At 32.1% G+C, this 16682-nt stretch carries 14 protein-coding genes; 1 reads left to right on the forward strand and 13 read right to left on the reverse strand.

Annotated elements, in window-relative coordinates:
* Positions 1-59 precede the first annotated feature (59 nt).
* The 6 genes from AXY43_RS13125 to AXY43_RS13150 form a co-directional block, all read right to left on the reverse strand.
* Positions 60-1043, reverse strand: a complete 984-nt coding sequence (locus AXY43_RS13125) for an ABC transporter ATP-binding protein (RefSeq protein ID WP_041900539.1) — start codon at positions 1041-1043, stop codon at positions 60-62.
* Positions 1043-2050, reverse strand: a complete 1008-nt coding sequence (locus AXY43_RS13130; RefSeq protein WP_105411641.1) for an ABC transporter ATP-binding protein — start codon at positions 2048-2050, stop codon at positions 1043-1045. Before AXY43_RS13130 ends, AXY43_RS13125 begins: the two co-directional genes overlap by 1 nt.
* A 16-nt stretch (positions 2051-2066) precedes the next feature.
* Positions 2067-3011 carry an ABC transporter permease gene (locus tag AXY43_RS13135; protein WP_017212266.1) on the reverse strand — a complete coding sequence of 315 codons (945 nt, stop codon included), beginning with the start codon at positions 3009-3011 and terminating at the stop codon, positions 2067-2069.
* A 13-nt stretch (positions 3012-3024) separates the two neighbouring features.
* Entirely contained in the window at positions 3025-3951 is a 927-nt protein-coding gene (locus tag AXY43_RS13140) for an ABC transporter permease (RefSeq protein ID WP_105411642.1), read from the reverse strand.
* A 665-nt stretch (positions 3952-4616) separates the two neighbouring features.
* Entirely contained in the window at positions 4617-5612 is a 996-nt protein-coding gene (locus AXY43_RS13145; protein ID WP_105411643.1) for an iron-containing alcohol dehydrogenase, read from the reverse strand.
* 62 nt (positions 5613-5674) lie between these two features.
* Positions 5675-7030 carry a putrescine aminotransferase gene (locus AXY43_RS13150; protein ID WP_105411644.1) on the reverse strand — a complete coding sequence of 452 codons (1356 nt, stop codon included), beginning with the start codon at positions 7028-7030 and terminating at the stop codon, positions 5675-5677.
* A gap of 348 nt (positions 7031-7378) precedes the next feature.
* Between AXY43_RS13150 and AXY43_RS13155 the strand changes: the two genes are divergently transcribed.
* Positions 7379-8131: a helix-turn-helix transcriptional regulator gene (locus AXY43_RS13155; protein ID WP_105411645.1), complete on the forward strand. Its 753-nt coding sequence runs from the start codon at positions 7379-7381 to the stop codon at positions 8129-8131.
* Positions 8132-8919: 788 nt separating this feature from the next.
* Here the strand turns inward: AXY43_RS13155 and AXY43_RS13160 are convergent.
* From AXY43_RS13160 to AXY43_RS13190, 7 genes are all read right to left on the reverse strand, one after another.
* On the reverse strand, positions 8920-10401 hold the full coding sequence (locus AXY43_RS13160) for an aldehyde dehydrogenase family protein (RefSeq protein WP_105411646.1): 1482 nt from the start codon (positions 10399-10401) through the stop codon (positions 8920-8922).
* Between the two features lie 277 nt (positions 10402-10678).
* Entirely contained in the window at positions 10679-12055 is a 1377-nt protein-coding gene (locus tag AXY43_RS13165) for an amidohydrolase family protein (RefSeq protein ID WP_181246103.1), read from the reverse strand.
* Between the two features lie 101 nt (positions 12056-12156).
* The gene (locus AXY43_RS13170; RefSeq protein ID WP_039772956.1) at positions 12157-12957 is read right to left on the reverse strand and encodes an ABC transporter permease; all 801 of its coding nucleotides are present in this window, start codon (positions 12955-12957) and stop codon (positions 12157-12159) included.
* 1 nt (position 12958) lies between these two features.
* The gene (locus AXY43_RS13175; RefSeq protein ID WP_105411648.1) at positions 12959-13822 is read right to left on the reverse strand and encodes an ABC transporter permease; all 864 of its coding nucleotides are present in this window, start codon (positions 13820-13822) and stop codon (positions 12959-12961) included.
* 12 nt (positions 13823-13834) lie between these two features.
* Positions 13835-14962 carry an ABC transporter ATP-binding protein gene (locus tag AXY43_RS13180; RefSeq protein ID WP_105411649.1) on the reverse strand — a complete coding sequence of 376 codons (1128 nt, stop codon included), beginning with the start codon at positions 14960-14962 and terminating at the stop codon, positions 13835-13837.
* Between the two features lie 31 nt (positions 14963-14993).
* Positions 14994-16088 carry a polyamine ABC transporter substrate-binding protein gene (locus AXY43_RS13185; RefSeq protein ID WP_017212274.1) on the reverse strand — a complete coding sequence of 365 codons (1095 nt, stop codon included), beginning with the start codon at positions 16086-16088 and terminating at the stop codon, positions 14994-14996.
* A gap of 130 nt (positions 16089-16218) precedes the next feature.
* On the reverse strand, positions 16219-16566 hold the full coding sequence (locus AXY43_RS13190) for a P-II family nitrogen regulator (protein ID WP_012061092.1): 348 nt from the start codon (positions 16564-16566) through the stop codon (positions 16219-16221).
* Between the last annotated feature and the right edge of the window lie 116 nt (positions 16567-16682).

The following is a 16682-nucleotide window of genomic DNA, read 5'->3' on the forward strand; positions in this document are numbered from 1 at the left end:
ATTTTTTTTTATTTCTTAATTATTATTAAATTTTAACTAATTACTTTTCTTGATAAACATTAGTTATCATATAAGTGGCATGCCACGAAATGACCTGGTTTTACTTCCTTTAACTCTGGATCAACTTCTGAGCAAATTGGCTTTGCATATTTACATCTACCCTTAAATCTACATCCTGGCGGTGGATCTATTGGCGATGGAATATCTCCTTCAAGCACTATTCTTTTGCTATTCTTAGCCACATCTGGATCTGGTATTGGTACTGCTGAAAGCAATGCTTGTGTATATGGATGTAATCCTTCTGAATAAACTTTATTACTTTCTCCCTTTTCAACCATTCTTCCAAGATACATAACTCCAATATGAGTTGATATATGCTTAACCATTGAAAGATCATGCGCTATGAATAGATAAGTTAACCCAAGTTCCTCTTGAAGCTCTTCAAGCATATTTATAACTTGAGCTTGAATAGAAACATCCAGCGCTGATATAGGTTCATCACAAACTATTAGTGATGGTTCAACAGCTAATGCCCTTGCAATACCAATTCTTTGTCTTTGCCCACCTGAAAATTCATGTGGATATCTATTTATATGATCACTAGCAAGCCCAACTTTTGATAATAAACTTCTTATTCTTTCTGTTCTTGCTTCACCTGTTAGCAACTTATGAATATCTATAGCTTCCCCAATTATGTCCCCAACAGTCATTCTTGGATTTAAAGATGCATATGGATCTTGAAATATCATCTGCATTTCTTTTCTTAACGGAACCATTTCTTTTACTGAATTCTTTGTTATATCTTTTCCATTAAATATTATTTGTCCTGATGTTGGCTCATAAAGCTTCAGTATTGTTCTTCCTGTAGTTGTCTTACCACAACCAGATTCACCTACAAGTCCTAAAGTTTCTCCCTTTTTAATTGCAAATGAAACTCTATCTACAGCCTTAACATAGCTATTACCCTTAAATAAGCCCTTCTTTGCAGGGAAGTATTTACATAAGTCTTTAACTTCTAAAATTATATCTTTATTAGCTTCCACTACTTTATCCTCCTTATAGGTGATTCAACTTCCGGTGCATCCTCATGGCATAACCAACATGCCGCTTTATGTTTTTCCCCTACTTCAAATAATGGAGGCTGCTTTTGAATACATATCTTCATTGCATAGTCACATCTAGCTGCAAAAGGGCATCCAACTGGTGGATTTAATAAATCTGGCGGTTGACCTTCAATTGGAATAAGCTTTTCCTTTATATCTTCTTTAGGATTTGGAACGCTTCTTAAAAGTCCCCATGTATAAGGATGTTTCCCTCTGTAGAATATATCTTCTGTTGTTCCAGTCTCTACTATTATTCCACCGTACATTACATTTATTCTACTACATACATCTGCAACAACTCCCAAGTCATGAGTTATTAATATAATTGCAGTATTAAGCTTTTCTCTTAAATCCTTCATTAAATCTAAAATTTGTGCTTGAATAGTAACATCTAATGCTGTTGTTGGTTCATCTGCAATAATAAGCTTTGGCTCACAAATTAGACTCATAGCAATCATTGCTCTCTGCCTCATACCACCTGAAAATTCATGCGGATATTGTTTCATTCTCTTTTCAGGACTTGGAATTCCAACTAATCCAAGCATCTTTATAGCTTCTTTTTTTGCTTCTGCTCTACTAATTTTTCTATGTTTTAAAAGAGGCTCCATTAATTGCTCACCTATTGTATATACTGGATTTAATGATGTCATAGGATCCTGAAAAATCATTCCTATATCATTACCTCTTATAGTTTCCATTTCAGATTCTCTAATACTAGAGATATCTTTTCCATTAAAATGTATTTCTCCACCAACAATTTTTCCATTGTCAGCTAGGAGTCTCATGATAGACATCATAGTAACACTTTTGCCGCAACCTGATTCCCCAACTATTCCCAATGCCTCTCCTTTTTCTAAGTAGAAGGATACTCCTCTTACTGAGTGTACTTCACCAGCACTAGTTTTAAAGGAAGTTTGTAGGTCTTTTACATCCAATAATCTTTCCATATATTCTTTCTTCCTCCTATCTCTTGTTCTTAGGATCTAATGCTTGGCTCAATCCATCACCGAAAAGGTTAAACGCTAATATAATTATACAAATCATCGCTGCTGGAAATATTAATTGATATGGATATGTATAAATACCAACCATTGCTTCATTTGCTAAAGTTCCAAGAGATGCTCTTGGAGCAGCTATTCCAAGACCGATAAAACTCAAAAATGCTTCAGTAAATACTGCTTCAGGAATTAATAGTGTTAATGTAACCATTATTGACCCTATACAGTTAGGTATTAAATGCCTTATTAATATTCTTGCATTTGATGCACCTAATGACTTTGCTGCAAGAACAAATTCTTGTTGCTTTAATTGAAGTATATCACCTCTAACTATTCTAGCCATTCCAATCCAATACGATATAGAAAGTGCTATTACTATTGTAAGAAGCCCACTTCCGCCTGAACCTGGCTTGTTTAAAATGGCCATAAATATTATTACATATATAGTTAACGGAATTGCATATATGATATCAACTATTCTCATTAATATAGCATCTACTTTTCCACCAAAGAAACCAGCTATTCCACCATAAAATACTCCTATTACTAAATTAATAACTGCCGCTAAAACCGCAATAAGAAGTGAATATCTTGCTCCATAAAAGTTTCTAACGAACAAATCTCTTCCAAGATTGTCTGTTCCAAACCAATGTTCTGCTGAAGGTTTCAAATATGTTGATGATAAATCATTTGCCGCATAATCATATTTAGATAACCATGGAACAAAGATGGCTCCAAGGATTACAGCTACTATTACAACAAGTGATATTATAGCAAACTTATCTTTTTTCAATCTCATCCAAGCATCTTTCCAATAACTAATACTTGGTCTTACTGATACCTCAATTTTCTTTTCTTCTTCGCTTAGAGGAGTGAATAAATCCTTTTTAACTTTTAATCCATTTTCCATCTTCTCTTCCTCCCTAAACTTCTGCATCTTGTAGTTTTATTCTTGGATCAATTAATACGTATATTACATCTACAAAGAAAGCAAAAAATACTAACATTGTTCCATAGAATATAGTTACTCCAAGTAGCATACTGTAATCTCTATTTGTAACTGATTGTACGAATTCATTTCCAAGCCCTGGAATCGCAAAAATCTTTTCTGTTACAAAACTTCCTGTTAATATGCTTGCTATTAATGGTCCAATATATGTAACTATTGGTATCAAAGAATTTCTCAATGCATGTTTGAATATAATTGTAGTTTTGCTTAAGCCTTTTGCTTTCGCAGTTCTTATATAATCAGCTTTCAATACATCTATTAATTTACTTCTTGTAAGTCTTGTGATAAATGATAATGGTGCTGCTGCTAGTGCCATACATGGCATTACATAATTATCCCATTCTCCGAATCCAGTCGCTGGTAATAACCCTAACTGAACTGCTAGTACATATATTAAAACCGCACCTATTACAAAACTTGGTATAGTTATGCATAATGTAGAAATGAACACTATTAATTTATCCGGCCATTTTCCATTTTTAAGAGCTGCAAGCACTCCAAGAATTATACCTGTTATCACAGCCATTCCTACTGCTACGCCTCCAATTTTTGCAGATGCTGGAAAAGATTTAGCTATAGTATCTGTAACGCCTCTTCCCTTAAAAGTCATTGATTCGCCAAAATCTCCTTGAACTAAATTCTTCATGTACATCCCATATTGCTCTAATACTGGCCTATCCATTCCATATTTAGCTTCCATATTTGCCTTAATTTGTGGTGTTAACTTTTCACCATCAAATGGTCCCCCTGGCATAAGTCTCATTAGAAAAAATACTATTGTGATTATAGCCCATATCGTTACAAGGCTTATAAGAAATCTTTTTCCAATATATTTTAACATGTATTTCTCTCCTTCTTTTCTATTTTATATAATTTATTTTTTAATATTTGGAAATTCTGTATGAATATTTAAAATTTTTAATAAAATTTTAAATATTTTCTGTTTTCTTGGAAGCGCTTCCACATTCGCTTAAAAATTTCAATATATTATGGCAATGGAGTCATTAAACAAAACTTAAATGTCTAATAACTCCGTTGTTATCTATTTATCAATATTTAATTTTTACTCCATAAAATTTAATTTATTCTCAATATAATACTATAATAATAATCTCATTCTCTAAAAATGTCAACATTATATTTGAAATAGATAATATCAACTCTATGTAAATTTCATAAAATATTACCATTATGATGAACTAAATATATGCATTATAAATCTAAATATTCGTGATTTTAACTAGTTTCTAATGATCAATATTATATTCTTTCTAGCGCAAAGCTATAACTTATTATTCCAATTATAATTTCTTTATATCTTTGAAAATATAGAGCATTTTTACTAAACTCCATATTTTTTTGATATCATAATCTGATGTAAAATAGTATTCATATGATTATCCTAATTTATTTATAGATTTAAATTGTTATTATCATTAGGACCTTTTGTCTTTTACTTAATTTTATAAATTTCTATAATTTATATTTGTTTCTTCTATATTTAATCTATCGCCTCTTACTTGGTGAACTTTTTATAATTAGTTTGCATAATATATTTTCTACTTGTTCAAACACTTCGCTAGTATCGCACTCTAACAAATTTGCAAAAAATCCACTCAATATTATGATGTCACTATCAGGATATATACCCTGATAAGATTTAAGCATTTCCATAAACGTAATATAATTAGCTTCTCCATACGTAACTGTATTATCTTTTTTTCTTAATTCCTGCTTAATTACATCTAAATCATCCCCGCCTGTATTTGCAAAAGCAATTTCTGAATAATTGCCTGCTAAAAGAAAATCATCTACTGTCTGACTACTCATAACCATTTCCTTGTTTATAATATTTTTATAGCTTCTAAATATTATTTCAACAGCTTTTAAAGAAAAAAGCCTAGTATATTCAGTTGCTCTGGGAGATAAATACGATTCAAGGGCATGAATTAATGCATTCATAGAGCTACTTATAAGCAGGTCTAGTGGTAATTTGCTTAGTAATTCTGTTATCATAACTGTACTATCAGCATATAATTCATCTGCAACAAGGCTTACTTTCATATTATTTTCTTTTAATTCTAATTCAGAAACATTATTTACTTCACTTCCGATACCAAGTTTAGTTGGGACTAATACTAATTCTTTTTCTTTAATTATTTCTATCTTATTATTGTATAAATCTACAACTGGAGAAATATTTGTTAAGGAAAATATTTTTCCGATCTCTAAAATACATTTCTCGCCAATAGCAATAATCCTTTCATGAGATATTCTTCTAACATGTTCATACATACTCTCAACGATATCCTCAGACATATTTCCAATTCCATAGTTCTCTTTAAACAGAACTGCTGCCTCATTTACATTAAATTTCAAGCAATTATTATATATTTCTTTTTCTGTAATTATCAAATCATCTTTGCCTATGTGAAATTCCTTACAAAAAGTTTTACAATCATTATATTTATATATCACAGGACCTAGCATTAATTGTCTCATAAGCACATATCTCCTTATCATGAAAAAAATGCTATATACATTGATATATAGCATCTTTACTTCTAAATATTAAATTCCTTTTTTGTATCTTCCAATGCTGCATCCATTCTCTCAATAACATTATCCATATCTTTTTTTGAAATAACAGCTGCTGGTTCAAAACGGATGCATTTAGCATTTACTAAAGTTCCTGCAGTCATAACGCCTCTTTTAAATAACCCCTTAGCAACAGAGTATCCTATATCACTTTCACGAAACTCTACAGCTAACATAAGTCCAGTACCTCTTACCTCATTTATAACTGTAGGGTACTTCTTCCATAACATTTCTAACCCTGACTTTAAATATTCACCTTTTTCTTTACATTGTCCTGGAACATCATTTTCTAGCATATATTTTATTGTAGCAAGCGCTGCTGAACAGCAAACTGGATTTCCTCCAAAAGTTGGTGATCCTAAAAGCCATGGATTGTCCACTAATTCTTCTGTCCACATTTTAGGTCTGCATATAATACCTGTTATTGGCATTATTCCTCCACCAAACGCCTTACCAAAAGTCATGATATCAGGAGTTACACCTTCTGCTTCACACCTCCACATTGTTCCAGTCCTACCCATTCCAGTTTGAATTTCATCAAATATTAGAGCAACTCCATATTCATCGCATATTTCACGAACTTCTTGTAAATAACCTTCTGGTGGAATGATAATCCCTGCTTCACCTTGTATTGGCTCTAATATAACAGCTGCAACTTTCTCGCCTACTGCATATAGATTACTTATAGCTTTCCTTATATCTTCTGCATTTCCATATTCAACGTGTTGAACTTGCTGTACCATTGGTGTATACGGCACTCTGTATGTGCTCTTCCCCCCCATTGAAATAGCCCCCATTGATTTACCATGAAACGCTCCTACTGTTGAAATGTACCATCTTCCACCTGTTGCAATTCTTGCAAGCTTTAATGCCATTTCTACTGCTTCTGCTCCTCCATTAGTGAAAAAGCAATATTCTAAATCTCCCGGCGTAATTTCAGCAACTGCTTTTGCAAGATATCCTCTTAATGGATCTAATAATTCTTGTGAATGTAATGCTTGATGATCGAGCTGTGCTTTTACAACATCAAGTATTTCCTCATTTCTATGCCCACATGTATAAATTCCAAATCCACCTAGACAATCTATAAATTCTTCTCCATATAATCCTGTGCAATATGCTCCCTGATCTGTCCATTCTACAACTGCTGCATTTGTTGATACTGATTTTCTGTATTTAAGCCATCCTGGACTTACATAGTTATCAAAATAATTTATTGTATCCTTTGTAATTGATTCTTTTTCCTCGTTTGTTAATCCATCGCTTTTTATATATCCTATAACTCTGTTTAAATCTTCAACAATTTGTTCTCTTTGTGCCATAATAATTACTCCCTTTCTAAAATCAAAACGACGCATTACAATGATTTTAAATCAGTAATACGTCGTTGTATTTAATCTATTTTCTTTATTGATATTATTATAAATCAAATGCCCTAGTTAAAACAATTCTCTCAATGTATGGTTATTGCATTATTTTAGAAGTACGTATACTACTTTATAAGTATCTTCTTTCCTTGTTAGTATATACTTACAATAATATTTAAGTATTATAACTACATGTACAATTTATGTAATTTATGGTAAAATACCTTTAATAATCTCGCATATTTATAGAATATTTATGCAGATATAAATATTCGTAATCTATAGTTATGGAGAGGTATCTATATGCAAAATAATGAATTTCTATTAATAAATAATATAATTTATCAGATATATAGCATTCCGGATTTTGACACAATGAAAATAACATTTTTGAACCTATTAAAAATGTTAATTCCTAATACGGCCTCCAGTATTTTAATGGCTGACCATACTAATTCGAAGAACTTGGTATGTGATCCCATCTGTGTCCCTGAGGTTTACTCAGATACTGAAAAAAATTACCTTTTAAATGAAGATGAAGATTATACTCGTTGGGTAATGTTAAGTGGACAGTGTCTACTTATTCGTGAAAGCGATTTAATGCCTGAAGAAGAGAGAGTGAAAACAGTACTATATAAGAAATGCTACGAGCCATTTAGGCTTCATTACTCGTTACAATTAAATCTCGTATATAATGATTTATTTTTAGGAGTTCTCACAATTTATCGTAAACGAGAAGAAGGAGATTTTACCTCCGATGAGATGTTCATTGTAAAGGCCTTTAGCGATCATCTCAATCTTCGCTTTTATGAATATTATACAAAGGATTCAAAAAATTCTTCCAATATATCTTTCTCTATGGCAAATCTAGCCTCGAAGTATAATTTAACTAATCGTGAAGTAGAAGTTTTACAATTAATTTTTCAGGACATGAATAATGATGAAATTGCTAACAAACTTTATATAAGTGGATATACACTAAAAAAACACATTCAGAATTTATACCGAAAATTCGATGTGTCTACAAAATGGAACTTGTTAAAATTTAGAGAATAACCTTACTTTAAGGACGCTACAAAGTAACCGAAATGTAAAAATACTTGCAGTGCAGAAATATTTTAAATTTACTACAAAAAGCCGAAATAGAATATATGTGTTTACTCCGGTTCTTAGAAGATTTTGCTGGGAGATTCTATGATTATAAGTTGTGCCCAAAATGCTTGCTTCAAAGACTTCGCTTTGAACAAGCACATTTGGGACAACTTATAATCTAGAATCAAAGCCAGCAAAATCTTCTGATGAACACTCCGTAAAAACATATATTCTATTTCTTTGTTTAGTGTAAGTTTAAATTAAATCATATTTAGCAAGTATTTTTATATTTCTGTAATTAGTAACCTCTTAATAAGTCTTATTTTCTATCATTTATTATAATTTAGCATTACACATTGTCATGTTCAGCTCATTAATAATTATTTGCTGAATATTTCGTCTCTAATGAAATACATCCATAATTTTAAGAATACTTATAATAATATTTCATACTATACTATCATATTTTCACTAAATTAGATGTCTCTATGTGAAGAAGTATGTAAAGTGATAACCACACAAAGAAATAGAATACATATATGTGGAGCAGGCATTGAAAAATAAGCTGCCGTAATATCTTAATGGGAAGTTGTTCCGCTTTTGCTTGTCCTGCGCTTGTCACAGGAGCATGCAGAAGTGGCGCAACTTTCCATTTAGATATTCTCAGCGAAATTTTTCACAGTCCCGAGGAACATATATGTATTCTATTTCGGTTGTTCGCACTTCACTTTATATTCTTCACAAAACCAATTTTAATGTTCGTACCAGCCAATTGGTCCTGGGGTTAAATTGATGTTTATTTGTTTTATTTCTTGGTATTCTTCTAAACCGTGGATACCTAGTTCTCTACCATATCCACTCATTTTATATCCTCCCCATGGTGCTTCGTTGAAAGTTGGATTATAACAATTAATCCACGTGATACCTGCTCTAATTTCCTTTATTACTTTTAATGCTCTGGTTCCATCTGATGTAAATACTGCTCCTGCTAAACCGTAGATTGTATCATTAGCTAAGGCTATAGCTTCCTCTTCTGTTTTAAATGTTTGAATTGTTACAACTGGTCCAAAGATTTCTTCTTTTACAATTGTCATATCTGAAGTACAGTTATCAAAGATAGTTGGTCTCACATAATAGCCTTCTGCACATTCCCCTTCTGTGTATCTTTTACCACCACAAACTAGAGTTGCACCTTCTTTTTTACCTATCTCAATATATTTTAATACTGTTTCCATATGCTCTTTCGAAACTAATGGCCCCATGTCAGGATTATTTACCGGATTACCTATAGTCATTGCATTAGCCTTTTCTGAAAGACGTGCAATAAATTTATCTTTAATTGATTCTTCAATAATAATACGTGAACCTGCTGAACAAACTTCTCCTTGATTAAAGAATATACCGACCATGGCCCATTCAACTGCTCCTTCAAAGTCAGCATCAGCGAAAATAATATTTGGAGATTTCCCCCCAAGTTCTAGCCCAACTTTTTTAAGATTTCCTATAGCAGCTCTTGCAATACTTTGTCCTACTTCTGTGCTTCCTGTGAAAGTAACCATGTCTACATCATTACTTTCAGCTATTTCCTGCCCTACAGTTCCACCTGAACCTAATACTAAATTAACACATCCTTTTTGTAGTCCTATTTCATCAAAGATTTCAAATAATGCAATTGTTGATAGAGGAGTGTTTGAACTAGGTTTAAATACGATACTGTTTCCTGCTGCGATTGCTGGTGCAATCTTCCAAACAGCCATTAAAAATGGATAGTTCCAAGGAGTAATCTGTCCGCAAACTCCCACTGGTTCATGCACTGTATATGAATGCATTTGTCCAAAGCCATCATTTACATCATAGACTCCACCATATGGTTTAGTAATTAATCCTGCATAATATCTAAAGCAGTGAATTCCATCATCAACGTCCCCCTCAGCCTCACGAAGAGGCTTTCCATTATCTATTGTATCGAGCATTGCAAATTTATCTCTTTTTTCTGCTATCTTATCTGCAATTTGTAAAAGAATATCAGCACGAGCTTGTGCATTCATTCTCCTCCATTCACCTTTTCCATAAAAAGATTCTTTTGCAGCTGCAATTGCTAGCTTAGTATCCTCAATCCCGCCTTCTGTTGTCTTTGCAATTACTTGTCCATTAGCCGGATTTATTACATCTCTCGTTTTTTTAGAAATAGCTTCTACCCATTCACCATTGATGTACATCTTTTTAATTTCCATATTATCTCTTCCTCTCATTTAATTAATATAAGATCTCTCAACTTATTTTTGCCAACAATTTATTTTGCTGTGAATTTCACACATTAATTTCTATTAACAATTAATTTCAAAGTCTAATAAATATCTGTAAGGCCTGATTTCTTAAACATATTCTGAAGAATATATATGGTAAAGAATACTTATTCTTAAGAATATCTATGGTAATATTCCGAAGAATATATATTCTAATATTCTCAAGAATATTTGTGTTTGACCTTATTAGTTTATTCCATACTTCTCATTGCTCCCAATTCCACATAAGACACTTATCTTTAATAGTTTTCCCTGCACTTATATCCAATACTTCTTTCCCTTTTACTGTCATAACTCCATTTACAAAAACATATTCAATGCCTTCTGGCCTTGTGTCTGTGGCTCCAAAGCATGGATAATCTGCTCTATCTTCTATTATTTTTGCATCAAATATTAAAATATCTGCATCAGCTCCAACTCCAATAAATCCTTTATTTATTAATCCTAAGCGTTTTGCCGGCATATATGTGCATCGTCTTATAGCATCTATTAAAGTGATTCTATGCTGCTCTCTTACCATAGTTTTAAAAAATTTAGGATATGTCCCTGCATCTTGGGGATGACCTGGAACTCCAGCATCGTATAATGTTCCCGCATCTGTAGAGACCATTACATAAGGTTTTTCTAGTATTTCAAATACTTCATATTCCTCTCCTACCATGCCTATGACCGTATCATCCGGATAATTTCGTCTAAGTTCTTCATACATTTCTTTGGTTAATCTCTTACCCTTATATTTACCAGTCCCAGCTATTAAGCTGCTATAATCGCATCCCCACTTTTCTATGCAGCCTTCATCAAAAACAGCACTTCCAATGGAAGTCGCAAATCCACTATACATTCCGCTATCTACAGATATATCTAGCCCTTCAGCTAAAGCTTCTTCTATCATATGAAGAGCTTCTGTTGCCATTCCCATTCCAAACTGGTAAGTTAGATGAGATATATTTACAGCTGCACCTGTTTTTCTAGTTATATCAATAGCTTCTCTTAAGCTAGAAAGGCCACCATAGGAGTCTGACCTTGTATGAATTGATACTAACTTTCCATATTGGGCTGCAACTTTTGCTAGTTCTAATACTTCCTTCCTTGAGCTTCCAGGAACATATTCAAGTCCGAATGATAATCCGCTGACTCCAAATTCAAATGCTTCTTCAAGGATAACCTTCATCTTTTCAATTTCTTCATCACTGGATGATTTATATCTATCAGTAACCCCAACTTGTTCTCTCAGAGTAGTATGTCCAATTTGTTCTATTTGATTGATTAAAAAACTATCATACTTATTGTAGAATTCCTTAATATTTTCTGGAGACATTCCACAATTACCATTGTATACTGTAGTAACTCCCATGGCTGCTAGCACTCTAGCACAATCTAAATCCCCCTCTACATGAGCATGAATATCTATAATACCTGGACATACTATTTTACCTCTTACATCTAATTCAATGTTACCTTCCATATCTTCTCTTGTTATAGCTTTTATTTTTCCATTCAGGATTCCAATATTAGCAATAGTGCTCTTTTTTCGCTCTGGATCTATTATGGTTCCATTCTTAATAACAACATCGTATTTAATCATTAACTCACCCTCTTATTCAAGTTAGTAAACCTTTATGCCTTATTATCTTTATGAACATGAAAATAAATAACAGACAAACATTCTGTTCCACTATTCTCTTATTGTGACTTAAGCTTCCTAACTTGAAATGCAGTATTTAAAGCTATAATTATAATAGTTATAACCATTATTACTGTGGATAAAGCATTTACTTCTGGTGTTACTCCAGTCTTTACCATAGAGAAAATTTTAAGTGGAAGTGTTGTACTTCCTGGTCCAGCTGTAAAGAAGCTAATTACAACATCATCAATAGATAATGAAAATGCCAGCATAGCACCAGACAAAACTCCTGGCATTATGAGCGGTAACGTTACTCTCCAGAAAGTCACAATCCTATTTGCACCTAAATCCATAGCTGCTTCTTCAAGATATTTATCAAATCCGGCAAGTCTTGCTCTTACTGTTATTACAACAAAAGGAATACTGAAAGTAATGTGCGATAAAGTAATACTAATTAATCCTAAAGGAATACTAAGAACTGAATATATTGAAAGTAGAGCAATACCAAGCACTACTTCTGGAATTACTATAGGGATGTATAATAATTTATCTATTACATCTCTTCCTCTAAATCTGTATTTACTTAGCCCTATAGCACCAATAGTTCCTATAATAGTTGAAATAATAGTACTTATAATCCCAATAATCAAAGTATTTGAAAGCGCCTCCATTAAAGTTCTATTTTTGAAGAAGGTCCCATACCATTGAAAAGTGAAATTTTCGAAAGTAATATTTAACTTTGAAGTATTAAATGAAAAAATAATTACATAAAAGATAGGAAGATATAAAAATAAGAAAACAAGATAAATATAAATATTTTTAAATATTCTAGATATATTCTTTTTCTGCATCTTTGTCATTTTACATACCTCCTAAGTCGTCCATATTACCACCTGATTTTTGGTATAACCATACAAGTACCAGAGTAATTACAATTAAAAATATTGAAATTGCTGATCCGAGTGGCCAATTCCTGGCGGTTATAAATTGAGTTCTAATAACATTACCAATTACTTGAGTTTTACTTCCTCCAAGTAAGTCAGTAACAAAGAAATATCCTAGCGAAGGAATAAATACTAGAATACTGCCTGCAAATATTCCCGGCATCGTAAGTGGTAAGGTAACTTTTATAAAAGAAGTAATAGGTTTTGATCCTAAATCACTACAAGCTTCTAATAGCGATTTATCTAATTTTTCAATTGAGCTGTATAAAGGCAAGATCATAAATGGCAGTAACATATATACTAGGCCTATCATAACGCCAGTTGTATTGTATACTAATTGAAGTGGTTCATTAATCAATCCTAATTTCAACAATAGTGAATTAATAATCCCATCCTTACGTAGTAAATTTATCCATCCAAAAAGTCTAATTAATGAACTTACTAAGAAAGGGACTATTACCATAGCCATAAAAACAGTCTTCTTTATAGTAGTTTTTTGGGCTATAAAGTAAGTAAATGGATATGCAATTACTATACAAATTATAGTCGTAAAAGCCGAAATCAAAAGTGATTCACCAAAAACCTTTAAATATAATGGATCAAATACTTGTACAAAATTATTTAATGTAAATCCAATGACAACTCCACCGTAAGCCCCCTTATTCATAAAACTCATAACGAAGACATAAATAAATGGAATAGCTACTAGCAAAATCATCCATGCTGAAACTGGACCAACTGTGGTTATAAGAGGCATGTTTATTTTCTTTTTACTTTTCATTTAAGCACCTCCTTATTTTGTTTGATTATCTACTGTAAATACGGGATTATCTACAACATTGAAGACTTCTTGGCTTTGTGATTTAATAACAACTGCATCTTCCTTTTCCCAATACACATATACTTCTGAACCTATTGGTAGTAATTCCACTTTTGGAGTAGTATTCATCTTTATCTCCATTCCTGTTGGAAGCATAATTATTGTTTTATTAACATTTCCAATATAAACATGTTCTTTTATCTTTCCTACAAGGGTAAACCCATCTACTGGCTCTTTAGATAATTTTATATTTTCTGGCCTTACTAGAACATAAATTATTTCATTATCGATAACCTGAGAATCTAATACTATACCATCTCCATTTTCTAACTTTACTTTTAGTACATCATTTCCTAGCTTATTCGCAACTCCATAAAAGATATTTGACTCTCCAATAAAGTCTGCCACAAATTTAGATTTTGGCCTTTCATATATTTCCTTTGGTGTTCCTATTTGCTCTAAATCTCCTCCATACATAATTGCAATTCTATCACTCATTGTAAGTGCTTCCTCTTGATCATGAGTGACATAAACAAATGTAATTCCCAACTTCTTTTGAAGACGCTTCAATTCAAATTGCATTTGCTTTCTTAATTTTAAATCCAAAGCTCCTAAAGGTTCATCTAGCAGCAAAACCTTTGGTCTATTTATAAGGGCTCTTCCTATTGCAACCCTTTGTTTTTGTCCACCTGATAATTGATCTGGTTTTCTATTTTCAAATCCCACTAGCTGCACTAGCTCGAGAATTTCTGTAACACGCTGTTTAATTTCTGCTTTGTTAACTTTCTTGACTGATAATCCAAAAGCTAAATTATCATAAATAGTCATATGGGGAAATAGTGCATAGTTTTGGAAAACTGTATTTACTTCTCTCTCATAGGGTTCAGAGTTTTGAACCTCTTCCCCCTCAATATAAATGCTTCCACTAGTAGGTGTTTCGAAGCCTGCTATCATTCTCAAGGTTGTTGTTTTACCACAACCTGAGGGGCCAAGCATAGTTAAAAATTCACCTTTTTTTATGTCAATAAATAGATCTCTAACTACATGATTATCTCCGTATTTTTTATTTATATTATCTATTTTCACGATAACCTCAGACATTTAATCCCCTCCAAAGTCTTATTTTTCACCCTTATCCTTTAAACTTAGTCCATAAGTCAGTTATTTTTGATACATTTTCTCCAATATCTTGTAAACCTTGACTTTTCTTCATTTCAGCCTCTGGGATATTCATAATATTATTATTTTTAAAGTCGTCTCCTAGAATATCTTTAGCTGCTTTGTTTGGATTTACATATGGGAAAGTCTTTGAAATAGTAGCACTTACTTCTGGATCTAATATATAGTTCATTAGTAAGTCTGCATTCTCAGAATTCTTAGCTCCGTTAACTTTCATCATCATATCAAATGTGAAATAAATGCCTTCTTCTGGATAAACTACTTTAATTGCCGGATTCTCCTTAGCTGCTAAAGCGCATTCCCCTCCATAAACAAGGCCTAATGAACACTCACCATTTAATAATAATGTTTTTGGACTATCACCGTTGAATGCATGAATATTTGGTTTCAATTGTGTTAAAAAGTCCTCTGCTTTCTTTAATCCTTCATCGCTTGTATCATTTATCTTATATCCATTTGTCATTAATCCAATCCCGACTATTGGTCTGGCATCCTCAACAACAACCATAGTATCTTTATACTTAGGATTCAATAAATCTTTATATGATTTTATATTATCCTTAATTTTATCTGTATTAACTGCGATTAATATGCTTGTACCTAAATAAGGAATACTGTATTCATTTTTAGGATCATTTGCTTCATGTAAATATTGCTCATCAATATTTTTGAAGTTCTCTATTTTACTTGTATCTAATTTTTGAATCAAATCTTGAGATTTTAGTATATTAATATCTTGAGCCGGGCCAATAATCATATCATATGTCCCTTTGCTTCCTGACTTAACTTTTGCAAGCATTTCATCTGGATCAGTAAATGTAGTCATATTAACTGTAACTCCATACTTTTCTTCAAAACCTTTTAGGACGTCATCTGGTAGATATTCGGACCAGCAGATAACATTTAATTCCTTACTTTCACCAGAATTTTCACCTGTACTTCCATTAGAAGTTGATTGAGTATTTGAACCACAGCCAGATAAACTCATTGTTACCATACATCCTATTGTTATACTTAATATAAGTTTCTTTAATATACCTTTTATCATCTAAATCACTCCTCTAAATAAAAATAGCTTTTATGCTTATAATTTCCTAACTCTTCTATCGTGAGCTAAAACAAAAAAGTGCATAAAGATATTCATACCTTTATGCACCCTTGCATCTAAATATTTATAATTATAAAGCCTTACTTCCTCTTTCACCTGTCCTAATACGAACAACTTGTTCTATATTTCTAACAAAAATTTTTCCATCTCCAACATTGCCAGTTCCTACCTTGTCTATTACTGATAAAATAATATCTTCTATTATATTGTCCTCTACTACTGCCTCGACTTTAATTTTGGGTAATAAATTTATATTTGTTTTTAAACCCTTAATCTCATTTACACCTTCTAGCGAGCCTCTTTGAGTTCCGCATCCCATTGCGGTTGATATTGTCATTCCACCACAGTGGTATTCATCCAAAATACTTTTAATAATTTCTAATTTTTCCGGCCTTATAATTAATACTATTTCTTTCATAACCTCTCTCCTCCCTAATTGCAAAATTATATACAAACTTCCATCTAAACAACTATTTCACTACTTCTTGTGAATAATATACTATCAAAATCTTTTTATAACAATTCACCAAAAAC

This window comes from Clostridium sp. MF28 (assembly GCF_002969175.1).
GTDB lineage: Bacteria > Bacillota > Clostridia > Clostridiales > Clostridiaceae > Clostridium > Clostridium beijerinckii.

Coding starts and splice junctions, on each gene's coding strand:
- AXY43_RS13130 (WP_105411641.1), bottom strand. CDS start 2,050: ATGGAAAGATTATTGGATGTAAAAGACCTACAAACTTCCTTTAAAACT.
- AXY43_RS13135 (WP_017212266.1), bottom strand. CDS start 3,011: ATGGAAAATGGATTAAAAGTTAAAAAGGATTTATTCACTCCTCTAAGC.
- AXY43_RS13140 (WP_105411642.1), bottom strand. CDS start 3,951: ATGTTAAAATATATTGGAAAAAGATTTCTTATAAGCCTTGTAACGATA.
- AXY43_RS13145 (WP_105411643.1), bottom strand. CDS start 5,612: ATGAGACAATTAATGCTAGGTCCTGTGATATATAAATATAATGATTGT.
- AXY43_RS13150 (WP_105411644.1), bottom strand. CDS start 7,030: ATGGCACAAAGAGAACAAATTGTTGAAGATTTAAACAGAGTTATAGGA.
- AXY43_RS13155 (WP_105411645.1), top strand. CDS start 7,379: ATGCAAAATAATGAATTTCTATTAATAAATAATATAATTTATCAGATA.
- AXY43_RS13160 (WP_105411646.1), bottom strand. CDS start 10,401: ATGGAAATTAAAAAGATGTACATCAATGGTGAATGGGTAGAAGCTATT.
- AXY43_RS13170 (WP_039772956.1), bottom strand. CDS start 12,957: ATGACAAAGATGCAGAAAAAGAATATATCTAGAATATTTAAAAATATT.
- AXY43_RS13175 (WP_105411648.1), bottom strand. CDS start 13,822: ATGAAAAGTAAAAAGAAAATAAACATGCCTCTTATAACCACAGTTGGT.
- AXY43_RS13180 (WP_105411649.1), bottom strand. CDS start 14,962: ATGTCTGAGGTTATCGTGAAAATAGATAATATAAATAAAAAATACGGA.
- AXY43_RS13185 (WP_017212274.1), bottom strand. CDS start 16,088: ATGATAAAAGGTATATTAAAGAAACTTATATTAAGTATAACAATAGGA.
- AXY43_RS13190 (WP_012061092.1), bottom strand. CDS start 16,566: ATGAAAGAAATAGTATTAATTATAAGGCCGGAAAAATTAGAAATTATT.